Origin of the sequence: Providencia sp. PROV252 (genome assembly GCF_033676005.1) — a bacterium.
GTDB classification, from domain to species: domain Bacteria; phylum Pseudomonadota; class Gammaproteobacteria; order Enterobacterales; family Enterobacteriaceae; genus Providencia; species Providencia vermicola.
The window spans coordinates 603,802-625,707 of sequence record NZ_CP096294.1 but is presented as its reverse complement, the minus strand read 5'-3'; the positions used below and the strand labels follow the sequence as shown (position 1 = coordinate 625,707).

Sequence of the window (21,906 nt, the reverse complement as noted above, 5' to 3'; positions counted from 1 at the left end):
AATTATGAATCTGCTTGTTTAAGCCAGCCTAACCCATCTTCGGTACGGCCTGCAGGATGATATTCACATCCTAACCAGCCGTCATAACCCATTTCATCCAATTGTTTGAAAATCCAAGGGTAATTCACTTCGCCACTATCGGGTTCATGACGGTAAGGGACTGACGCTATCTGAATATGACTAAATTTACCCCATAAACGTTCGATTGTTTTCAATAAATCACCCTCCATAATTTGGCAGTGATATAAATCCAACTGGATAAATACGTTTTCACGATTAATTTCAGGTAATAATGCTTCAGCTTGCTTTTGAGTCGTTAAAAAATACCCAGGCATATCACGGGTATTGATTGGCTCAATCAGTACACGGATCCCATGCTCCGCCATCACATCCGCAGCATGTTGAATATTTTTGATGAAACACGCTTTTTGCTGTTCTAATGTGACGTTTTCATTCACTTTCCCCGCCATTGCATGCACTTGTTTACAACCCAATGCTTTCGCGTATGTCAGAGCCGTTTGTACACCTTCGGCAAATTCAGCCTCACGACCTGGAAGAGATGCCATGCCACGCTCGCCCGCAGCCCAGTTACCTGCAGGCATATTGAACAATGCCTGCGTTAAATTGTGTTTTTTCAGTTCATTCGCAATTAAATTGGCATCTTCTTCATAAGGAAAAAGATATTCAACGCCTTTAAAACCTGCATTCGCTGCACTTTCAAAACGTTGCATAAAAGGCACTTCGTTAAACATCATGCTGAGATTTGCTGCAAACTTAGCCATTTTTTGCCTCCTTACTTTTGTGGATAACGACTCTCGAGCAACTCGACTTGCTCTTGCGTTAATGTCGTGAAACCGTGTGGGCGCAATGTGATATATAAGCGAGCTGTATCTTCTAGCTCTTCTGCATTAAAAAATGCTTGTCTTAGTGTTTTTCCACCCACCACAGGTCCATGGTTAGATAGCAATACCGCATTATGCGTCGGTGCTAATTTCGCAATTTCCTCACCAATTCGGTCGTCCCCTGGCGGCAAATACTCAATCAATGGCAGTTTCCCCACACGCATGACGTAATAAGGCGTAATCGGGGGCAAGCAATTTGCGGTATCTAACCCAGCTAAGCACGAGAGCGCAGTAAGCCACGGAGAGTGTAAGTGAACAACAGCTTGGCAATCAGGACGTTGCTGATACATTGCCATATGCATAGACACTTCTTTTGTTGGCTTATCACCATCAATCCAATTTCCATCGGCATCTAGCTTACTCAGTTTATTTGGATCTAAATCCCCAAAACTGGAATTTGTTGGTGTAACAATAATGCAGCCATCAGGTAGCCTAGCGCTTATATTTCCTGCTCCACCGCTGCTATATCCACGGTTAAACATTGACTTAGCCCAATCGACTAACTCTTGACGCAGCGCCTTTTCATCACTCATTAAACATCTCCTGTGCGAACTGGAAGAAATTTTCTTGGCCAAAGTTGCCTGATTTCAATGCTAACCAGTTTCCGCTTGCTAAATCTTGTACCCAAGGAACGCCTGGGGCGATCGGTGAACCAATACTTAATTGCTCGATACCAAGGCTTTGAACGACTTTGCCCGACGTTTCACCACCCGCGATAATAAACGTGTTAAACCCTTGCGATTGAAGTTCCTTCACCACTTCACCAAATACGTTTTCTACTGCACTGCTCGACGCTACAGCGCCATATTTTTCTTGTGTTTTCTTTAATAATTCAGGTGGCTGAGTCGCATACAGTAATGGTGCTAAACCTGTCGATTGCTGCTCTTGAACCCAAACTGCCAATGATTTTGCATACGCTGGGTTATTTAAGCACTCTCCAACATCCAACGCTTTTGCAGGCGCAATTTGCTGATAAGCTTGTACTTGCTTGTTTGTCATAACAGAGCAACTACCTGACAAAATGACTGTTTTCCGAGCTAAGCCAGTCGGTTTTTCCCCTCTGGTGGTGTTACCACCCCACACACATTGGCTATCAATGTTTGCCAGTGCAGCGCCTAAACCAGAGCCGCCAGTGAGTAATGGCATTGTTTTCACTGCACTCGCGATGGGTAATAAATCATCCATGGTGATCGCATCGACAACCGCATAACTCATGCCTTGTTCAGCAAACGCCGCTAGCTGTGCACTTATCGTGTCGTGACCCTGCTGTACCTCTACCAGTGAAATTAAGCCCGCTTTCCCTTTCGACTGTTTCTCCATAACGCGCAATAAATTTGCATCCGTCATTGGTGTCACAGGATGATGTTGCATCCCACTTTCGTTAAGCAACTGACCATTAACAAATAAATGGCCATGAACAACAGTTCTGCCATTGATGGGTAATGCAGGGCAAACTAAGGCTAAATCCGTCCCCAATTGTGCCATTAATGCATCAGTCACAGGACCGATGTTGCCTTTTTCTGTCGAGTCAAACGTCGAACAGTATTTAAAGAATATCTGCTGGCACTGCGCTTTTTGTTTTAGCCAGTTACACGCATTGATTGAAGCACTCACTGCTTCATCAACAGGACACGAGCGACTTTTTAAACTGACAACAATCGCATCAACATCATGAGGTACAACGGTATTTTCATCAGGTTCGTTCAATAGTTGAACGACCTTCCAGCCGTTTTGTACCATAAAGCCCGCAATATCGGTCGCACCGGTAAAATCATCGGCGATTACGCCTAACTTCACTGTCATGCTTTTTTCTCCGGTAAAGTAATTCCTTTAAATGTTTTAATCACTGCGCTGTCATCTTGCAGACCAAAGCCTTCGTTACTTGCAGAAATAAACATTTGATGGGCAGTCGCGGCGAGAGGAAGCGGGAAGTTTAACGCTTTCCCCGTTTCCATCACTAAGCCTAAATCTTTCACAAAAATATCAACGGATGATTTTGGTGTGTAATCCCCGTCTAATACGTGCTGCATACGGTTTTCGAACATCCAAGAATTCCCTGCCGCATGCGTGACAATGTCATACATCACATCAAGGTCGATACCCGCTTTTGATGCTAGCGCCATACTTTCTGCTGCTACAGCGATATGTACACCCGCGAGTAATTGATGGATGGTTTTTACCGTTGACCCTAAGCCAACCTCATCACCAACACGATAGAGACGCTCAGAAATGGCATCAAAGACAGGTGATAACCTTTCAAATAAAACGGGTTCACCAGAAGCCATTATGGTGAGTTTGCCTTCAGCCGCTTTAATCGCACCACCTGAAATAGGTGCGTCCACCAATGATAATTGGTAACTTGCAAGGCGTTTTGCAATTTGTTTAGTTTGCTCAGCAGCTAAAGTGCTGTGTAAGACAATGATTGTCCCTGGGTGTAGTTGTTCAACAAGTGGCTTATCCCCAGAAAATAAAATAGCTTCAACTTGGCGGCCATTAACAACCACGAGCAATAACGCCTCTATTTCCTGAGCAAATTCAGCGGCATTTCGCCCTACAGCTTTTGCCCCAACACGAAGTAAGTTTTGACAAGCTTCTTGGTTTAAATCAAATCCATAGGTTGGAATATTCTTTTTTATTAGAGATTGTGCAATGCCCATCCCCATGGAACCAAGGCCAATAACGCCAATATTATTAACGAAATTTCCCATAATGACCCCTGATGTTGTTAATCTTCGTGACTGTTGTGAATTTTCACACAACAAAATTCACAAACACATGACCAACATCACATTGCCAATAATATAAAAAACAATCAATTTCGATGTAATCTATTGATATAGAACAAATAAATAAATTCACACCTCATGAAAGTCATTCACACAAATGTGTGATAAAAAATGTGACATCGGTTGTGCTTATTCACATCCTCCATAAGCTCAATCACATCACCTTGTTATATCGGGTTATCTTAAATGCATCATTTTCATTGACCTGAAAAATAAATTAATCAAAATAGCCGACTACAATTTTTCAAATAATGCTCCATACTATGAGTGAGAGCATCAAGTGACATGTTACCTAGGAGTCAAAAAATGGGGCTATTCGATCAAATGTTAGGGATGGTTGCAGGTGATAAAATGCAACAATTTCAATCCGTTATTAATTGGATTGAAAACCAAGGTGGCCTTTCTGGTGTCGTTGATAAATTTAACGAACAAGGCTTAGGTGGCATTATTACGTCGTGGATTAGCGAAGGGGCGAATTTACCGATTGATGGAAGCCAATTAATGCAAGTGTTTGGCAATGTTAATCTTCAAGAGTTGGCTCAATCTGTGGGCTTAGATACACAATCAACATCAGATTTAGTGGCTAAATATCTGCCCCAACTGGTTGATAGTGCAACACCAAATGGTGAGCTTCCTGAAAACCTCGATTTGGCTTCTATTGGTATGAATCTGTTGAAATCCAAATTATTTGGTTAACCCGTTAACCAATCTGTATACGCAAAAAGGCAGGTTTCCCTGCCTTTTATTACGCTTTAAGATGAGTGCTCATTTCTTAGCAATTTCGCGGCTTCAACCATGTTGGCTAACGCTTGACGGGTTTCCGTCCAGCCGCGGGTTTTCAGTCCGCAGTCTGGGTTGACCCACAAACGCTCAACAGGGACACGTTTTTCCGCTTTTCTGAGCAATTCAACAATCCACGCCACATTTGGTACATTCGGTGAGTGAATATCATAGACACCTGGCCCAATTTCATTTGGATAATCGAAATGTTCAAATGCATCCAACAGATCCATATCTGAACGCGAAGTTTCGATAGTAATCACATCTGCATCTAGCGCCGCTATCGAATCCATGATGTCATTGAACTCGCAATAACACATATGGGTATGAATTTGTGTGTCATCCTCAGCGATGGCAGCGCTGAGTTTAAAGGCATCGACTGCCCATTTTAAGTATGATGCCCACTCATTTCGACGCAGTGGTAAGCCTTCACGCAACGCAGGCTCATCAATTTGAATAATACCAATACCCGCTTTCTGTAAGTCATCCACTTCATCGCGTAGTGCCAGTGCGATTTGTTTTGCGATGGTTTCACGGCTAACATCTTCACGCGGGAATGACCAACACAGGATAGTGACTGGGCCTGTTAACATGCCTTTGACAGGTTTTTTCGTTAGCGATTGCGCATATTTCGCCCACTCAACGGTAATTGCCTCAGGGCGGCTAATATCCCCAATAATCACTGGTGGCTTCACACAACGCGAACCATAGCTTTGTACCCAACCATTTTGCGTAAATACATAGCCATCAAAGTGTTCACCAAAGTACTCAACCATGTCATTACGTTCAGCTTCACCGTGTACCAACACATCGATATCCAAAATTTCTTGCTCTTTAATCGCCTGTTTGATGTGCTCGCTAATATTTGTACGGTAATAGGTTTTATCTACATGACCTTTTTTGAAATCTAACCGTAGCGTTCTGATTTCACTGGTTTGAGGAAAAGAACCAATCGTGGTAGTTGGCCATAATGGCAAGTTAAAGCGTTTACGCTGAAGCTGTGCACGTTGTGAATATGGGCTGGTACGCTCTGCATCCCCCTCACGAATTGCCGCTAAACGTTGTGTGACGGTGGCATTATTCACTCGAGTTGAGGTTTTACGAACTCGAATCGGCGCACTGTATGTTTCTAACGTTGCAATGTTTGCATCAGTGGGTTGATTGAGTGCTTTACTCAGCAAGGCAAGCTCTTCACATTTTTGTAATGCAAACGCGAACCAGCTTTTCACTTCCGCATCTAAACGCGTTTCATCATTCAAATCAATGGGGCTGTGCAGCAGTGAACAGGAGGTTCCTACCCACACTGAACGTTGACCTAGCAGTGGTTTTACTTGGGTAAATTTTTCACCTAAATCGGCTTTCCAAACATTACGGCCATTAATCACACCTAGTGATAAAACCCAGTCAGCAGGCAGCGCTTGGTGCAGTATTTCAATATCATCTGAACCCGCCACAACATCGACATGTACCCCCTGGACAGCTAACTGTTTGATGATATCTAAGTGATGGCTAACGCCATCAAAATACGTGGTCAACAATAATTTTATGTGGCCTGATAACGCTTGATAGGCCTCTTTGTATGCTTGTTGCCATTCAATAGGTAAATCCAGTACCAGTGCGGGTTCGTCAATTTGCACCCATTCAATGCCTTTTTCAGCTAAGCGCGCCAATATTTGTTGGTAAACTGGCAGTAATTCATTCAGCAACGATAAACGATCAAATGATTCGCCTTTAACTTTCCCTAACCACAGGTAGGTAATTGGCCCCACAATCACAGGTTTAACTTTGTGGCCTAGCGCAAGTGCTTCATCAACTTCATCAAACAATTGGTTCCAAGATAGCGCAAATTTTTGCCCTTTTTGAAACTCAGGCACGATGTAATGGTAGTTTGTGTTAAACCATTTGGTCATTTCACCTGCTGGCGCGGGAGTCCCTGTTGGTGCACGGCCACGAGCGACTCTAAATAAGGTATCTAAATCAATAGAACCATCTTCATTTTGATGGCGTGGCGGCACGTTACCTAATAGTAAACTGGTTGTCAGAATTTGGTCATACCAAGCAAAATCACCAACGGGTAATAATTCAACACCTGCATTTTTTTGCTGCTCCCAATGGCGAACGCGCAACTCATGCCCCACCGCTAAAAGCGCCGATTGGTTAATTTTGCCTGCCCAATAATCTTCTTGTGCTCGTTTTAGCTCTCTTTTCAGACCGACGCGTGGAAAACCAAGTGTATGATTTATAACAGACATATTGACCCCTTAAAATATTTAGCCGTCTAGATGTTTACACATCCATAATCAACAGGTACTGTATAAAGCACAAGCGCAAATATTTCATTGTCACCGTGAAGGTTTCTCATGATCGAACTAAAACATTTAAAAACATTGCAAGCGCTCAGCCAGTACGGCTCATTAGCGGCTACAGCAACACACTTGCACCAGACACAATCAGCTCTATCACACCAGTTTAGTGATTTAGAGCATCGGTTAGGCTTTCGCTTATTTGTACGAAAAAGCCAGCCATTACAATTTACGCCACAAGGGGAAGTTTTATTGCAGCTGGCACAACAAGTACTACCCTTGGTCAAAGATGCCATTCGCGTCTGTAATGAACCTGGTGTCTGTGCGCTACGTATTGCTATCGAATGCCACAGTTGCATTCAATGGCTAACACCTGCATTGCAACAGTTTAGGCAGACCTGGCCGCAAGTGAGTGTGGATTTTAAATCGGGGGTGACATTCGACCCACAGCCTGAGTTGCTTTCAAGAGAGCTCGACCTTGTGATGACGTCAGATATCCTGCCTGACCAAGGTATTCATTACACGCCAATGTTCGATTATGAAGTGAAATTGATCGTCGCCTGTGACCATCCACTTGCAAAGAAGCCACACATTGAACCACATGATTTGGCGAATGAAACGTTACTGCTCTACCCAGTACAACGAGAACGTTTTGATGTTTGGCGCCACTTCCTGCAACCTGCGGGCGTTTCACCAAATGTAAAAAATGTAGATAACACATTGATTTTAATTCAAATGGTAGCAGCTAAAATGGGAATTGCCGCATTACCCCATTGGGCCGTAGATTCCTTCGAGAAGCAAGGGTTGATTAAGACTAAAACATTGGGGAGTGGCTTATGGAGCCGGCTGTACGCTGCGTGCCGTGAAGGAGAACAGCGCCAGCCAGCTATCGAGGCATTTACTGAGAACGCGACGGATCACGCTGTGGAGAGCCTTTCGTATGTGAAGCCCGCGAAAGTATCCAACGTTTATGCACCCAAAGAGACGCAATTATTAGGCTCGATCCAATGGTAAAACTCAACCAATTAGGATGTTGCTGCCAAATGGCAAAATTCACTAATAGGCCAGCTGGAACCATCATGTTATTCATAATAGCAAGGGTTCCAGCATCAACTTTTGTTGCCCCATAGTTCCACATAAAATAACCAATACCTGATGCAGCAATACCAAGCCACAGCAGTACTCCCCATTGGAGGTTTGTGGTTGGCATCATGGATTTATTACCAAAGAGCAACCAGCCAATCAGTGCCACTAACGTCGCCCCCAAATAGAACCACGAGAAAGCCTGATGTTGAGGAATGGGATGTACCTCCATCAAACGCTTATACCCCACTTGCCCGATAGCAAAAAAGATATTGGCTAACTGCACAAACAATAACCCCAACCAGAATGATTCGCTCAAATGATCATAGCGAATAATTGCCGCCCCAATCACCGCCAGCAAAGAACTAAACAAGTACCCTTTGCGCAGTGGCTGCCGTTCTAATAAGTCATAAATTAATGTGACATACAGTGGCGTTAATACCGTAAACAGTAAAAACTCAGCAACAGTAAGATATTGATAGGCATGGAAAACAAACAGGTACATGATCCCAAGCTGGCAAGCACCCACTAACATGTAAAGTGAAATCACTTTAGCGCCAAATTGACGCCAGCGAAGAAAAGGCAGGAATACTAATGAAGCAAGGCCAACACGCACCAAAACTGAGAACCAGCTGTCGACTTGGCCTGCTAAATATTCACCAATCAAACTAAAAGACGCTGCCCAAAGCAGCGTCGTGATAACAAGTAACCACATAATGCTGTATTCTGTCTCAAACTAAAGAATGCTGAGTAGAATACTCGGTTTTTCGTTTTAATGCTCTTTTTCGATCAGTACCGCTTCTAATAAATCTAAATCGACCAACAAAGATTGTAGTGTCTCATTGCTGATTTTTTTCGTAGCACGCAAGTGATAAAGCTCACCACGCTCTGCACGCAACGCGGTCAAACGGAAACGGCGCTCAAGGTCTTCAATTTGCAAGTTATGTTCAATTTCATCTTGCCCTGCCGTACGACGTCTGAGATAACCTGTCACGCGAGAAGCAACCTCACTGATATCTTCTGAATCAAGTTTTTCGTCCACGTCCGCAGATAAACGCTCTTCCATTTTATTCAAGCTAACGATCGCTACTTCTGCCATTTTAGCCTTCGCCATACGTATTTCGTTGGCATCCGCTTCTTTGTCACCCACTTTGAAATTGCGCAGCAATAACGGTAATGCGATCACCCCTGCAAAAATGGAGAACAAAATCACCCCAGCGGCGATAAACACCAGTTGGTAACGAGCAGGGAAAGGAGAACCGTCGGTTAAAAACAACGGAATAGAGAGCACACCCGCTAAGGTAATCGCCCCACGCACCCCCGCAAAAGAAGCCAGCCACAGCTCACGCACGGTATAATTAGCAAATTGCAGTGGTTTTTTCTTTAGGAACAAACGGCTAAATCTTTTCATCAGCCACAGCCAACAAAAACGCAGCAATAACAAGGCAAAGTAAATAATGGCAACGGCTGCAAACAACATCCATGTCTCAACACTTGGGTCGAGATCTGCTTGAATGACGGAAGTTTCCCATATCCCTGGCAACTGTAGCCCTAACATGATGAAAACTAGGCCGTTAAATACAAATTCCAACATCGACCAAACACTATCCGCACGTAAACGCATTGCGAGTGGCGCATTACGGATCACGCCAGATTTGGTGATAGTCATCCCTGCGGCAACAGCGGCTAAAATGCCAGAAAACCCAATATGTTCTGCAATCATGTATGAAGCAAATGGCAGCAATAGCATGAAAACAATCTGTGTTGCAGGGTCATCACCACTCCAGCGGCTCATTAAACGCAAAGATTTACTGTACAACCATGTCACAATAATCCCTGCAAGTAAGCCACCCACAGCAACTTTAAAGAATTCAATCGTCACGCCAGATGTGCTAAATACCATTGTCCCCATCGCAATGGCAACTGCGAATTTTAATGCCACCAGACCTGAAGCATCATTCATTAATGCCTCACCTTCTAGGACACTCATCATACGTTTAGGAATACGCCCTTTCCCCACAATGGAAGACAGCGCAACCGCATCCGTTGGTGAAAGTACCGCAGCTAGGGCAAATGCGGCGATGAGTGGAATACCAGGCATTAACCAGTAAATTAAGTAACCGATACCTATAACTGTAACCAATACCAAAACCAACACGAGAATAAAAATTTCCCGGCCATTTTGGAAAAATTCACGGGTTGGTGTTTTCCAGCCATCAACAAACAGTAAAGGCGGAATCAATAAAACCATAAACAATTCGGGGTCAAACGTGACATGCAAGCCAAATTGTGGCCAAGCTAATAGTGCACCAATGGCTATTTGAATGAGGGGAAGTGGAATACGAATAGGAAGAATTTTAGCAGCAACCCCTGACACAGAGACAGCTAAAATCAAAATAAGAATAGTAAAGAAAATTTCCATGTTGCCCTTACTGATTAACTAGACGACCAGAACTCAAAATTGCCTGCCGCCGCATAGTAAGAGATAGCACCGTCCAGACCTCGATTATGACAATCAAGCGGTCACGAGTGGAAAAATGGGACTTCCACTTGATTCACCGCCTTATATCTATTCTATCCCTAGCTACCGTCCTATGGGAAAAAAATTTATACTTTGCGATTAATCGAAATAATACGTTACAAGGCGGTAACAACCCCCGCCTTTTTAATTTAATTACCTTTAAATGGCCAAATCAGCAGCATAAAACGCCACCAAAAGCACAGCAATCACAACAGTACCAATATTCAACTTACGCCATTCACCCGCACAAATGCGACCGATCACTAATGCTGCAAAGCCAAGCATAATGCCCGTTACGATATTGCATGTCAGGACGATAAACACCGCACACAGCAGGCCAGACATCGAATCAACAAAGTCATCAAAGTCTAATTTTGAAACGTTACTTAACATTAACAAACCAACGTACATCAGTGCTGGTGCTGTCGCATAAGCAGGCACTAAGTATGACAATGGCGATAAAAAGAGGATCAGTAGGAATAGCACTCCAACAACAACAGCAGTTAACCCCGTACGCCCACCAGCAGCTGTTCCCGCGGCTGATTCAATGTAAACCGCCGCTGGTGAAGCACCTATCGCCCCCGCAAAAATGCTACTTACGGAGTCAGCGGTTAATGCTTTTCCACCATCAATAATTTGCCCGTCTTTATCTAATAAGTTCGCTTGCCCTGCAACGGCACGGATTGTACCCGTCGCATCAAATACGGCAGTCATGACTAGCGCCAATAAACTTGGCAGTACCATTGGTTGCAACGCACCCATGATATCCATATTAAAAACAAGAGAAAGACCATCGTCACCTAATGACGGTAATTTAAAGAAACCTTGGTATTTCACTGCAGGATCAAAAATTAAACCAATAATTGAGATCGCAATAATGACTAATAACACGCCACCTGGTACACGGCGCTTTTCTAAGCCGAAAATAACTGCAAGACCCGCTAATGACATTAAAACAGGGAAAGAGGTAAATTCACCTAAAGCCACAGGTAGGCCAGCATTTGGGTTTTTAATCACTAAACCCACGCCATTTGCAGCAATCAATAATAAAAACAGGCCGATACCAATCCCTGTACCATGTGCAATGCCCATTGGCATATTACGTAAAATCCAACTACGAATGCCTGTTACAGAAATAATGGTAAACAAGCACCCCATTAGAAATACGGCGCCTAACGCAACAGGGATACTAATTTGCTGGCCTAAAACTAAGCTGAAAGCGGTAAATGCGGTAAGTGAAATGGCACAACCTATTGCCATCGGCAAATTCGCCCATAACCCCATTAATAATGAACCGAAACCCGCCACTAAACAGGTAGCAATGAACACTGCAGTAGGCGGGAAACCAGCCTGCCCCAACATACCAGGCACCACAATAACAGAATAAACCATCGCTAAGAATGTGGTTAGCCCTGCAATGATTTCACGGCGAATGGAAGAGCCGCGAGCGGTGATCTTAAAAAATGAATCCAATTTGCAGTTGGATGAAGCCTGTTGGCCTGACATGGTGTACCTCTGCTGTTAATGGTAAACGAACACGCTAAAAGCCAATAAGTTTATATGCCCATCTTACTGGCTCATCACACTCCCGCTGACGTAAACGATTACGTATTTCTAAAAACCTTATTGACCGAGAGGAAAAATCTCAATCAAAACAATGGCGCAATCGTTTGGCTTAAAAATAAGAATAGGGCGTATTGTGAGGAGAGCAATTATCGTTCGAAAACGGGCAAATGATCAAGTGTTTTTAGTTTTTTCTCTGCATCAAACTCATTTTCCACCTCGAAAAATAGAATAAAATACCCGATGATAAATACGGCTTTATTAATAATATTTATTATTCTTCACCATTTATTAAAGATAACATTAGGTAAAAATAGCTAATTCAATTTCATATAGACTTTGTTTATATAGCGAGATTATTTTTTTTGATATAATCACTGAATATTTGCTTACAAAACGGTTAGCTAACTCATTATTATTTCATGGTAAAATAGTTTAAATATGTGTTAGTGAATAATATTTTCAAAAAATATAAATATCCGTCAATGAGTAAATATTATTTTTATATATGAGCTAAAAAACTATTAACCGTAGTTATTATTTTATTTTTATCACCGTGAACTAAAGTCTTAAATGAATATGCCAAATAAAAATACACCATCCATCACATTACAACGGGGTGTTTTACTACTTTTTATCAGTTTCCTTGTCCTATATTTACTCCCTGGTATCTATAGTCATAGTCCATGGAAACAAGATGAAAACTACAGCTTTGGTATTATTCAAACCATGTATGAAACAGGGAAATGGTTAGTTCCAACCAATGCGGGTGAGCCTTTTATGGAAAAACCCCCGCTTTATTATTGGGTTGCAACCCTAACCTCCCACTTATTTTCAGGGTTTATGCCACTCTATGATGCGGCACGAACTGCCAGCTTATTTTTTTCAGTCATTAACTTTTCATTTTTTGTGTTCTTAGCTCGCCGCTTTTTTACTGCAAAGGACTTTACTGATATCCGTATTTGGATTGCATTTGCACTGTATGCTTGCGCGCCAGGGATCCTCCGCCATAGCCATGATATGTTTACTGATGTCGCCCTGGTAGCAGGTGCAACAATCGGGCTTTATGGGCTATTAGGGTTGATCCAACAACAAAAAATGGAAATGTCAGCGGTTTGGCTCTGCGTGGGAACAGTGGTAACGATGCTCTCAAAAGGTGTCTTTATTCCTGGAGTCCTGTGGATTTGTCTGCTATTAGCCCCTGTATTTTTAACTCAATGCCGTACAAAACAATTTTGGTGCTATAGTTTTGCGGCTGGATTAGCAGCGCTTATTGCTATCCTCCCTTGGCCAATCATGCTTTACCAGCAACACCCTGATTTATTTATGGTTTGGTTTTGGGAAAATAACATCGGTCGCTTTTTTGGCTTTTCTGTTGAAAAACTCGGTGCAAAAGCAAATTTAACACGTATCCCTGCAGCCGTTTCATTGTTTGCTCTACCATCGGGTTTGTTGGCAGTCGCTTATTTCTTACGCCACCCAATCAAATGCTTAATGACTTCTAACACCTATTTACTCACATTATTCCCGCTCTTAGGCATAGTCTTTTTGCAAATTTCTGCCTCTGGCCGTGCACTATACCTTCTTCCTTTTATCGCACCAATGGCGATTATTGGTACACCTGCACTTTTGGCTATTCCTGAAAAAGTTCTCAATGGGGTTTCACGTTTCTCTGCTGTGTTTTGGTCATTCTTAGTCGCATTTCTATGGGGCAGCTATTTCATCGTATTAACGGGCCACCATCAAGAATACTTAACATTATTTAGCCGTTGGCTCCCCATGAGTTATCAAATGCCCTTTTCCACTATCACTTTCATCTGCGGGGTATTGATTACACTGGTTTGGTTCTTGCGTAACCGAATCATTCCAAACCTTTCCCCCGCTTTTCAAATGATGAAAAACTGGGTACTCGGGCTCTGTACTGTTTGGGGAGTGATCTTAACCTTATTTTTGGGTTGGGTTGATTACACAAAAGGTTTTGAAGGGGTTTTTGTCGATTTAAAACAGCATTTAGTAGGCCAATATACAGCTGATGATTGTATGGCCTCTGATAATATTGGAGAATCAGAAGCGCCAATGTTGTATTACTACACAAAAGTTCTACACCAACGACAGGATAAGTTCCAAAAACCAGAGCACTGCCGCTGGTTAATCGTATTATCAAAAGAAGTGAAGCCTGCCCCACAAGGTATGGTACTTTTTTGGCACAACCATCGACCAGATGAATACCGTGAGAATTTAGTCGTTTATAAAGTCACAGAATAAAGTGAAGCGGGTGCTAATTCACCCGCTAAAATTAATATGTCGCTTGCTCAGTAACTTGCGCACTGTATTTCGCTCGGGTAAACCACAAAAAAATAGCCGCAGACAAAATCAATAAAATAGGTAGGCCTGATGGTGAAATTGATGTCGCCACCCCTGCGAGCAGAGGCCCAGATAAGTTACCAATCCCCCACAACATCGCTGCTGCCGCATTCGCAATAATCAGCTCATTCCCTTTAAAATATTGGCCAATCTGCACCAACGCAATGGTATAAATTGCCCCCGCAGTTGCTCCCAATACAAACAACAATACCCAAATTAAATAAGGCTGAGTAATGGTAAATGGTAATAAGAAACTAGCTGCCAATGTTACAACACCACAGATCCGATAGAGTTTCTCCCGATTCATGTGGTCAGCAAGCCAGCCAAAAGGTAGCTGCATGATTGCATCACCCGCTAAAATCGCGCTAATCATCAGTGCAGCCACCGCTTCTGTGTGTCCCATCCCCATCCCATAGATAGGGAACATGGATAAAATCGTGCCATCAAAAAAGGCGAAAAATAATATTCCCCCACAAATTCCAGGCGCAACTTTCACAAACTGGATAATAGAAAAATTTGATTTTTCTGCTGTAGCGGACAATCGATCACCTACTTTTTGATCCATTAATATAAATAACACAACCGAAATCAAATGGATAAGGGTACAAATAAGCAAAGGGGATTTATCTTCTACACCATAATAAGCAATAAAAGAAGGCCCAAGTAGCTGGCTCACAGTAAATACCGTGGTATAAATCGCGAGGATCCGTCCACGTTTGTTTTCAGGCGATAATTCGTTAATCCACGTTTCGCCTAAGCAAATCATGACACCACTGGCAAGCCCTGTTATCAATCGTAAAGGAAGTAATAACCAAAGAGGTAGCGTACTTAATAGCGGTAATAAGCTAATACCTGAAATAATGGTGGCAATTAACATCGCTTTGCGCTTGCCTGACCATTGCACAATACGCTGTACAACAGGCGCGATTAAAAACATCCCTAAAGCTGGCGCAGCGGAAATAATACCGATGGTGAGTTCATTCACACCATAGTTATTTAATCTCAAAGCTACCATTGGAATACTTAACCCAATGACGATGCCAATAACGGCAATACTGGTCGTAATCGTAAAAATAGCAAATGAAGGGGAATGTCGAAAATTGTGTAAACACTGATTATCAGAGCTCATTTTGGTATTAATCTAAATACTTAATCAAAGAATTAGATTTTAACTCCATAAAATTAATTATTAATAATATAAAAAACCGCCGCATTATCAATAAACCTAATAATGCCAGCGGTGATTGTAGCATGCCGCCTATATACTGCTATTTATCTTTATAAAATAAATTTGTGTTTTAACGGGTATTTATAATTAAAGAACAAAGAAATATCGATATAACAAGGCTATACCTGAAACTAAAATCACTAGATTAATAATTTTCAAAAAAGCTTCACGGGTGATTTTTAATGTAATGTGCCTACCCAACCAAGTTCCAAGCAACATTGCTGGACAGAATGCTAATGCAATCAATAAAGTATCAAGGTTTAGGTACACTCCCATAACCAAAAAAATGACCACACGTGTTAGCGTACTAAAACCAATTAGTGTCATTTGGGTGATACGAAAACGCTGTTTATCTTCAATCCGACTGGATAAATACATTGCATAAATAAAACCACCGCTCCCAAATAACGCGCTAAAAACCCCGCCAATCAAACTAAAAGGGACAACGAGCGCTTTTGAAAACGGTTTTTTGTTTTTTTTTGATAAGAAAGCATTTAACACATAACCAATAACAAACAGCCCTAATAACAAAACTAATATATCTGGTCGTGTTTTTAATAAAATCGCTGCGCCAATTAAACTTCCCACTATCATTAGGGGAATAATCCATTTTATTTCCTGATAATCCGCATTTTTTCCATCTTTAAGTAAATTTAATACCGCAGCCGTTAAATCAATTAACGCTAAAATGGGAACGATCATATTCAGAGGTAAATACAACGCGAGTACAGGTGTAGCAATCAGTGCAGACCCAAAGCCCGCCATTCCAAAAACAATATAGGCAAACAACAACGTCGTAAAACAAATCGCCATTTCTGGTGAGAATAATTCAAACGGCATAGCGCTTAACTCCGAAAGTTTTTAACGCCCTCACTATAGTTATTATCAGATTTATTAAATAGCTTTATTTTTTTCATTTTTAAAAATTCAAATCTCTATCAAAAAATTAAATAACGCATTGAAATAGTATGGATAACCAAGAGTATGTGATTTGATTCGCTGAGTGATGTAGAATTAGCACAATAGACCAATATTCAAGGAAAGGCACAACATGGATAAAAAAATTAATATAAAAATTGGCCAAAAAATTCGTTTACTTAGACAAGCGAGAAATCTTTCACTTAACGAACTTTCTCGCCTTTCAGGCATATCTAAAGCGGCGCTCTCAAAATTAGAATCTGGGGATTCAAACCCACGTATCGATACATTGGAGTCCATTGCTATAGCACTGCGATTTCCGCTAAGCGATTTATTTACGCGTCAACATGAAGCCTACCCTTATTTTGTAAAATCTACACCGAGTGATGAAAGCGAGTACTCTCAGCAATTTAAATTTCGTATCAGCATGGGAAATATCTCGGAAATCTGGCAGCTAACCATGAAACGAGGCGCAATCATTAATAGCCCTGCTCACATGACGGGAACCCACGAACATATTATGGTTAATTCAGGTTCGCTCATGTTACGCTTAAACAACGACCAAAATATTGTCTTAGAAGCAGGGGATTTTTATGCATTTAGCGGCGATTTTCCACATTCCTACTTATGTATGGATGGTGAACTTCAAGCAACTGTAGTGATGACATATTCACATCTTAGTGATGGCGTTTAAACTGTAACATGCTGTGCATCATAGCTAATACGTAACGTTCCCTTTTTAAATTTCATCGACTTAATTGAAAAATGGCAAATATTATCTAACGAGGCGACATGCGTCCCTCCGCATGGCATATCTTCTGTTTGGTCGATATAGCTTATCCGCATTTCACCATTTTGCTTAATATCAACCTTACGGGCACTTTGTAAACTTTGATTGATAATGCCTTCAATTTCAGCGCTATCAAGTTCTTCAAAAGGGGTTACTTGATTTTCCATCATAGTAAACTCTACTCTTGATTCATCTGGGAAATGATGCCCTTTTTGTGCCATCCAGCCAAAACGACGTAATTCCCAATTTAACAAATGCCCTGCAGTATGAAGCGCAGCATAGCGTCGGCGTTTCTCACTATCAACTTTTGCTATAACCCTTTCCTCAGCATTGAGAGAAGCGCATTCAGGTAAATAAGCAACAATTAACCCATTCAAGTGTTTCTTTATCCGAACACTAAATTCATTAACCCAGGCTGTGTCCGCAGGTTGACCGCCGCCTTGAGGATGAAAAATATTATCTTCAAGTGCAATCCACTCACCCTCCTCATCATGGCCTGTATTAACTAACATTGTCTCTACTTCATATTGATAGGTATTCGAAAGATAGATATTGTTTTGCATCGTTTTTGTTCCCTTTATTCTTCATCATAAACTGAGAAACTATTTGTTTATCTTTTGATGTTATATCACTTTCGTTCGTTTTAAGAAACCCCGATTCAACATTATTTGGCTAAAAAATATGCCCATACCAAAGTATGAGCTTATTTGAAAAACCAAGTTTAAGAATTACTGCAAATAATTTTGCATTGTTTCAAACAGCTGTAAATTATCGCTAAAACGTACTTCCCTAACATCTTCAAGTTTTTCGACTTGATTAATCATTTGCGATAAGCGTTCGTCTTTTTGGACTAATAACCAAATGCGGCTTTCGTCTTTATCTTTAATTGGCATACAAAGAATGCCATCTACGTTAAATGCTCTACGAGCAAATAGGCCACAAATATGAGACATAACGCCAGGGTGGTTACGCACAATTAACTCTAAAGCAATTGGGTGGTGTTCAAGTACCATAATTACGCTCCAATCATATCAATATTAGCGGCACCTGGCGGAACCATTGGATATACCTTCTGATTCACATCGATCAGGGCATGTATTAAACAAGGGCCTTTGGTATTCATAACCGCTTCCAGTGCCATTGCAGGGTCTGCCTCATTATTCAAATCACAGGTTTGTAAACCAAAGCCTGCCGCTATCTTAATAAAGTCAGTTTGGTACGGATAAGCTGCAGCAAATATACGGTTTTCAAAAAATAAATCTTGTTGCTGATGAACCATACCTAACGCTTGGTTATTCATTAAAACGATTTTGATATTTAATTGATGTTCAGCTGCTGTCGCTAATTCTTGAATATTCATCATCAGGCTACCATCACCAGAAAAACATACGATGGTTTTTTCAGGTTCAGCCAAAGCAGCACCAATCGCAGCAGGTAAACCAAAGCCCATCGTGCCTAAACCGCCTGAAGTTAACCATTGGCGAGGGCGAGACAACGGATAAACTTGTGCAGCCCACATTTGGTGCTGACCAACATCGGTTGTGACAATGGCCTCTTCACCCGCGGCACGAGCCGCAGCTAACACCAAACCATAGTGGTTTAATGGGTTATCTGCATCGCTTAAGTTTAATGGGTATTTTGCTTTTAACTCATCGACTCGTTTGATCCATTCATTTCGCGTATTTCGCTCAACCAATGGCAACAATAATTCCAAAATTTGCCCTGCATCAGCATGGATAGCAATGTCTGGACGCTTAATTTTACTGATTTCCGCTTTATCAATATCAACGTGAATAATTTTGGCATTAGGGCAAAATTTTTCAGCTTTTCCGATGGCTCTATCATCAAAGCGTGCTCCAATAACAATCAGTAAATCTGATTCTTCCATCACCATATTGGTACTTGCCGCGGCGTGCATACCTAACATTCCCAAATACAAAGGATGTCGCATAGGCACAGTACCCAATGCCATCAAGGTCATGGTTGTGGGCAAAGCAGCCTTTTCTGCAAATGCAATCGCCGTTTCTGTTGAAGCAGAGCTGATCACACCACCGCCAAAATACAGCACTGGACGTTTAGCTTCGTTGATCATTTGCGCCGCTTGGAGTACTTTTTCCATATCAAAATTTGGCGCTTTATCTTTCGGTAAAATGTCAGGTATCTCGGTTAACTCAATAGTCGCGGTTTGAACGTCTTTCGGTATATCAATCCAAACTGGCCCTGGACGGCCTGATTCAGCGATACGAAAAGCATCGCAAATCACCTGTGGCAAATCATTTATGCTGCGAACTAAATAGTTATGCTTGGTAACTGGAATAGAAATACCATAAGTATCAACTTCTTGGAATGCATCTGTCCCTATCATTGAAGAAGGCACCTGTGCCGTAATACAAACCAGTGGAATAGAATCTAGTTTTGCATCAGCAATTGCAGTCACTAAGTTGGTTGCGCCAGGGCCGCTGGACGAAATACACACAGCGGCTTTGCCTGTTGTTCGAGCTATACCCTGAGCAATAAAACCCGCCCCTTGCTCATGACGAGCAAGAATATGGCGAATTTTTTTGCTTTTTCCTAATGCATCATAAAAAGGCAAAGCTGCCCCACCTGGAATGCCAGAAACAATGGTAATACCATGTTTTTCCAGTAAATGTACAATTAATTCTGCGCCCGTAAAACGCGTTTTCTGTGGTGATGTGTTGCCCGATTCGCTCATCATAATTATCCTTTGCTAGCCTGCGGATTTGAGCGAGAGAGAATAAAAAACCCCGCTCGGTTTGCGCCGGCGGGGTTTCTAAATCTGCGTTGATTTGTACCCGTTACGGCGCTAAGCCCACGACCACCACCACACGCACGACCACCGCAGCACGTGGCGCGGTTAGTAGTAGGTTTAAGTGATTAAAAGTCATGTTCACGGGGTTTTCCTGTTTTAGTCTGTTTGTTTAATTTTTTGTTGTTTTCTTAACTCCCTTTAAGAAAACATAATTTTGTTACTCTGACAATCATTTTTTCGTTTTTCAGTTCTCATCCCTCCTAAATGCGAGCCTCATCACATTCAACCATATCAGAGCCATCATCTTAATTTAAATCAAAATAAAGCAGAATTAACTATTAAAACATCCCCAACCTATCACTTGACTTAAAGTTAACTTGAAGTTGTAGCATAGAGCCAAAGAATATGACGATGTGAACAAAATTCATATTCAATAAATTGATTTTATTTGATTTTTATAAGAAAGAGGTCTCTATGCCAAGGTCTGTTTGGTGGTTAGCCACCACACTTGCATTATTTATAACAGGGAATGCCATTGTCCTTTCAGTTGCTGTTGTGATTGGCGAAAACTTAGCAACTGACCCAAAACATGCCACAATTCCCCTGTTAAGTCAGTATATTGGTTTGATACTCGCAACAATCCCTATTGCCTTTTTGATGCAAAAATATTCAAGAAGAATTGGGTTTATTATCGGAAACATTGGCGGGCTAATTGGTGCTGGATTATCGATTCTTGGGGTTTTAGAAAGTAATTTAATCTATTTCTCCCTAGGTTTATTTTTCACTGGAATTGCGATTGGCACTGCACAACAATTTCGCTTCGCTGCTATCGAAGAAGCCCCTATTTCACTGCGCGCTAAAGCGATTGGTCTTGTGATGAGTGGTGGTATTGCCGCTGCCTTAATTGGCCCAACACTGGCTATTATGACCCAAGGATTTTTTGCAAAATATCCGTTTGCAGGCCCTTTTGCTACGTTAGCGGGTATTTATGTTATCGCATTTATTTTATTGCTCATTGTGCCATTGAAAAAAATGGTGAAAGTACCACTCGATGAAAATTTAATTAAACGAAGCTATAAGGCATTGTATTCACAGCCAATACTGAAATTAATCGCGATTGTGAGTGCCATTGGTTATGCGATTGTCGTCTTTACTTTTGCCTCTATTCCACTCTCGATGAAGCAACATGATTTTCCATTTTCATCAATCGCAATCGTGTTTCAGTTTCACGTATTGGGTATGTTTGCTCCCTCATTTTTCACAGGGACATTAATTCAGCATTTAGGGGCAAAACGCATTATTTTATGTGGCATCATTTTATTGATTTTATCTGCTGTGATGAATTTACTAGGTAATGGTTTTTATCACTATTTGCTCTCTGGTATTTTTGTTGGGGTAGCTTGGAATTTACTTTTAATCAGCACCACCAATTTACTGCCCCACAGCTATGAAGTTCATGAAAGAGCAAAAGTGCAAGGAACAACTGATTTTCTGATCTACTTTTTTGGCGGCATTGGCAGCCTCGGGGCTGGCATTCTCTTTTTCACCATTGGCTGGCAAGCGATGAATATACTATCCATTATAATTTCCATCGCTATTTTGCTCAGCTTTTGGAGACTTAAAAAATATATTCCAACACACTGATCAGTATGAACTGTCTCGATCCTGGTGATTGTAATGCTTATTGTAGGATCGAGGTTCAGTTATCACTCGTTTTACTCGATTCCTGATAAATATATTATCTTAAGGCAAACACTACTGGTTAGAGATTAATTAAAATTTGCTATTAATGTCATTTAACAAATTAACAGCCTGTATTCCTATTTGTTTAGTATTTATTTATTGGCTGTTTACTTAATGAAGGATATGATTAAAAAGTAACTCGTAGGAAAAACATT

The 21,906-nt window shown here is 41.5% G+C and carries 19 protein-coding genes; 5 read left to right on the top strand and 14 right to left on the bottom strand.

Annotated elements, in window-relative coordinates; all coding sequences use genetic code 11:
- Nucleotides 1–2 precede the first annotated feature (2 nt).
- The 4 genes from otnI to ltnD are packed head-to-tail and all read right to left on the bottom strand — an operon-like array spanning nucleotide 3 to nucleotide 3,610.
- Nucleotides 3–782, bottom strand: coding sequence for a 2-oxo-tetronate isomerase (otnI, locus tag M1F05_RS02690; RefSeq protein ID WP_206086338.1), 780 nt, complete (start codon nucleotides 780–782; stop codon nucleotides 3–5).
- Nucleotides 783–793: 11 nt separating this feature from the next.
- Nucleotides 794–1,435 (bottom strand): aldolase, encoded by a 642-nt coding sequence (locus tag M1F05_RS02685; RefSeq protein WP_206086337.1) that lies wholly within the window; start codon nucleotides 1,433–1,435, stop codon nucleotides 794–796.
- Entirely contained in the window at nucleotides 1,428–2,705 is a 1,278-nt protein-coding gene (gene otnK / locus M1F05_RS02680; protein WP_206086336.1) for a 3-oxo-tetronate kinase, read from the bottom strand. Before otnK ends, M1F05_RS02685 begins: the two co-directional genes overlap by 8 nt.
- On the bottom strand, nucleotides 2,702–3,610 hold the full coding sequence (ltnD, locus tag M1F05_RS02675; protein WP_206086335.1) for an L-threonate dehydrogenase: 909 nt from the start codon (nucleotides 3,608–3,610) through the stop codon (nucleotides 2,702–2,704). The genes otnK and ltnD overlap by 4 nt, the downstream gene beginning before the upstream one ends.
- Before the next feature lie 384 nt (nucleotides 3,611–3,994).
- Here ltnD and M1F05_RS02670 point away from each other — a divergent pair, with 384 nt between their 5' ends.
- Nucleotides 3,995–4,384 carry a YidB family protein gene (locus tag M1F05_RS02670; protein WP_206086334.1) on the top strand — a complete coding sequence of 130 codons (390 nt, stop codon included), beginning with the start codon at nucleotides 3,995–3,997 and terminating at the stop codon, nucleotides 4,382–4,384.
- A gap of 56 nt (nucleotides 4,385–4,440) precedes the next feature.
- Here the strand turns inward: M1F05_RS02670 and metE are convergent, their stop codons facing one another.
- Nucleotides 4,441–6,720, bottom strand: coding sequence for a 5-methyltetrahydropteroyltriglutamate--homocysteine S-methyltransferase (gene metE, locus M1F05_RS02665; RefSeq protein WP_206086333.1), 2,280 nt, complete (start codon nucleotides 6,718–6,720; stop codon nucleotides 4,441–4,443).
- 108 nt (nucleotides 6,721–6,828) lie between these two features.
- Between metE and metR the strand changes: the two genes are divergently transcribed.
- The gene (gene metR / locus M1F05_RS02660; RefSeq protein ID WP_206086332.1) at nucleotides 6,829–7,785 is read left to right on the top strand and encodes an HTH-type transcriptional regulator MetR; all 957 of its coding nucleotides are present in this window, start codon (nucleotides 6,829–6,831) and stop codon (nucleotides 7,783–7,785) included.
- On the opposite strand, the gene M1F05_RS02655 is transcribed toward metR, so the two are convergent.
- The 3 genes from M1F05_RS02655 to M1F05_RS02645 all read right to left on the bottom strand — a co-directional run bounded on the left by M1F05_RS02655 (nucleotide 7,670) and on the right by M1F05_RS02645 (nucleotide 11,881).
- Nucleotides 7,670–8,569 (bottom strand): carboxylate/amino acid/amine transporter, encoded by a 900-nt coding sequence (locus M1F05_RS02655; RefSeq protein ID WP_206086331.1) that lies wholly within the window; start codon nucleotides 8,567–8,569, stop codon nucleotides 7,670–7,672. The genes metR and M1F05_RS02655 overlap by 116 nt on opposite strands.
- Nucleotides 8,570–8,626: 57 nt before the next feature.
- Nucleotides 8,627–10,276 carry a Na+/H+ antiporter gene (locus tag M1F05_RS02650; protein ID WP_206086330.1) on the bottom strand — a complete coding sequence of 550 codons (1,650 nt, stop codon included), beginning with the start codon at nucleotides 10,274–10,276 and terminating at the stop codon, nucleotides 8,627–8,629.
- A gap of 258 nt (nucleotides 10,277–10,534) precedes the next feature.
- Complete coding sequence (locus M1F05_RS02645) at nucleotides 10,535–11,881, bottom strand: NCS2 family permease (protein ID WP_206086329.1); 1,347 nt, start codon at nucleotides 11,879–11,881, stop codon at nucleotides 10,535–10,537.
- 636 nt (nucleotides 11,882–12,517) lie between these two features.
- Between M1F05_RS02645 and M1F05_RS02640 the strand changes: the two genes are divergently transcribed.
- Nucleotides 12,518–14,203, top strand: coding sequence for an ArnT family glycosyltransferase (locus M1F05_RS02640; RefSeq protein ID WP_206086370.1), 1,686 nt, complete (start codon nucleotides 12,518–12,520; stop codon nucleotides 14,201–14,203).
- A 31-nt stretch (nucleotides 14,204–14,234) separates the two neighbouring features.
- Here the strand turns inward: M1F05_RS02640 and M1F05_RS02635 are convergent, their stop codons facing one another.
- Nucleotides 14,235–15,431, bottom strand: coding sequence for an MFS transporter (locus tag M1F05_RS02635; protein WP_206086328.1), 1,197 nt, complete (start codon nucleotides 15,429–15,431; stop codon nucleotides 14,235–14,237).
- Between the two features lie 186 nt (nucleotides 15,432–15,617).
- Nucleotides 15,618–16,370, bottom strand: a complete 753-nt coding sequence (locus M1F05_RS02630; RefSeq protein ID WP_206086327.1) for a sulfite exporter TauE/SafE family protein — start codon at nucleotides 16,368–16,370, stop codon at nucleotides 15,618–15,620.
- 211 nt (nucleotides 16,371–16,581) lie between these two features.
- Here M1F05_RS02630 and M1F05_RS02625 point away from each other — a divergent pair, with 211 nt between their 5' ends.
- Nucleotides 16,582–17,142, top strand: coding sequence for a helix-turn-helix domain-containing protein (locus tag M1F05_RS02625; RefSeq protein WP_206086326.1), 561 nt, complete (start codon nucleotides 16,582–16,584; stop codon nucleotides 17,140–17,142).
- Here the strand turns inward: M1F05_RS02625 and M1F05_RS02620 are convergent.
- The 4 genes from M1F05_RS02620 to ivbL form a co-directional block, all read right to left on the bottom strand.
- Nucleotides 17,139–17,801, bottom strand: coding sequence for a hypothetical protein (locus tag M1F05_RS02620; RefSeq protein ID WP_206086325.1), 663 nt, complete (start codon nucleotides 17,799–17,801; stop codon nucleotides 17,139–17,141). The genes M1F05_RS02625 and M1F05_RS02620 overlap by 4 nt on opposite strands.
- Nucleotides 17,802–17,966: 165 nt before the next feature.
- Entirely contained in the window at nucleotides 17,967–18,251 is a 285-nt protein-coding gene (gene ilvN, locus M1F05_RS02615; protein WP_047756595.1) for an acetolactate synthase small subunit, read from the bottom strand.
- Nucleotides 18,252–18,253: 2 nt separating this feature from the next.
- On the bottom strand, nucleotides 18,254–19,951 hold the full coding sequence (gene ilvB / locus M1F05_RS02610) for an acetolactate synthase large subunit (protein WP_206086369.1): 1,698 nt from the start codon (nucleotides 19,949–19,951) through the stop codon (nucleotides 18,254–18,256).
- A gap of 103 nt (nucleotides 19,952–20,054) precedes the next feature.
- Nucleotides 20,055–20,144: an ilvB operon leader peptide IvbL gene (gene ivbL, locus M1F05_RS02605; RefSeq protein ID WP_206086368.1), complete on the bottom strand. Its 90-nt coding sequence runs from the start codon at nucleotides 20,142–20,144 to the stop codon at nucleotides 20,055–20,057.
- A 338-nt stretch (nucleotides 20,145–20,482) separates the two neighbouring features.
- Here ivbL and M1F05_RS02600 point away from each other — a divergent pair, with 338 nt between their 5' ends.
- Nucleotides 20,483–21,652, top strand: a complete 1,170-nt coding sequence (locus tag M1F05_RS02600) for an MFS transporter (protein ID WP_206086324.1) — start codon at nucleotides 20,483–20,485, stop codon at nucleotides 21,650–21,652.
- Nucleotides 21,653–21,906: the final 254 nt, after the last annotated feature.

What these genes read in the sequence shown, in the direction of transcription:
- otnI (WP_206086338.1), bottom strand. Translation starts at nt 782, where the DNA reads ATGGCTAAGTTTGCAGCAAATCTCAGCATGATGTTTAACGAAGTGCCT.
- M1F05_RS02685 (WP_206086337.1), bottom strand. Translation starts at nt 1,435, where the DNA reads ATGAGTGATGAAAAGGCGCTGCGTCAAGAGTTAGTCGATTGGGCTAAG.
- otnK (WP_206086336.1), bottom strand. Translation starts at nt 2,705, where the DNA reads ATGACAGTGAAGTTAGGCGTAATCGCCGATGATTTTACCGGTGCGACC.
- ltnD (WP_206086335.1), bottom strand. Translation starts at nt 3,610, where the DNA reads ATGGGAAATTTCGTTAATAATATTGGCGTTATTGGCCTTGGTTCCATG.
- M1F05_RS02670 (WP_206086334.1), top strand. Translation starts at nt 3,995, where the DNA reads ATGGGGCTATTCGATCAAATGTTAGGGATGGTTGCAGGTGATAAAATG.
- metE (WP_206086333.1), bottom strand. Translation starts at nt 6,720, where the DNA reads ATGTCTGTTATAAATCATACACTTGGTTTTCCACGCGTCGGTCTGAAA.
- metR (WP_206086332.1), top strand. Translation starts at nt 6,829, where the DNA reads ATGATCGAACTAAAACATTTAAAAACATTGCAAGCGCTCAGCCAGTAC.
- M1F05_RS02655 (WP_206086331.1), bottom strand. Translation starts at nt 8,569, where the DNA reads ATGTGGTTACTTGTTATCACGACGCTGCTTTGGGCAGCGTCTTTTAGT.
- M1F05_RS02650 (WP_206086330.1), bottom strand. Translation starts at nt 10,276, where the DNA reads ATGGAAATTTTCTTTACTATTCTTATTTTGATTTTAGCTGTCTCTGTG.
- M1F05_RS02645 (WP_206086329.1), bottom strand. Translation starts at nt 11,881, where the DNA reads ATGTCAGGCCAACAGGCTTCATCCAACTGCAAATTGGATTCATTTTTT.
- M1F05_RS02640 (WP_206086370.1), top strand. Translation starts at nt 12,518, where the DNA reads ATGCCAAATAAAAATACACCATCCATCACATTACAACGGGGTGTTTTA.
- M1F05_RS02635 (WP_206086328.1), bottom strand. Translation starts at nt 15,431, where the DNA reads ATGAGCTCTGATAATCAGTGTTTACACAATTTTCGACATTCCCCTTCA.
- M1F05_RS02630 (WP_206086327.1), bottom strand. Translation starts at nt 16,370, where the DNA reads ATGCCGTTTGAATTATTCTCACCAGAAATGGCGATTTGTTTTACGACG.
- M1F05_RS02625 (WP_206086326.1), top strand. Translation starts at nt 16,582, where the DNA reads ATGGATAAAAAAATTAATATAAAAATTGGCCAAAAAATTCGTTTACTT.
- M1F05_RS02620 (WP_206086325.1), bottom strand. Translation starts at nt 17,801, where the DNA reads ATGCAAAACAATATCTATCTTTCGAATACCTATCAATATGAAGTAGAG.
- ilvN (WP_047756595.1), bottom strand. Translation starts at nt 18,251, where the DNA reads ATGGTACTTGAACACCACCCAATTGCTTTAGAGTTAATTGTGCGTAAC.
- ilvB (WP_206086369.1), bottom strand. Translation starts at nt 19,951, where the DNA reads ATGAGCGAATCGGGCAACACATCACCACAGAAAACGCGTTTTACGGGC.
- ivbL (WP_206086368.1), bottom strand. Translation starts at nt 20,144, where the DNA reads ATGACTTTTAATCACTTAAACCTACTACTAACCGCGCCACGTGCTGCG.
- M1F05_RS02600 (WP_206086324.1), top strand. Translation starts at nt 20,483, where the DNA reads ATGCCAAGGTCTGTTTGGTGGTTAGCCACCACACTTGCATTATTTATA.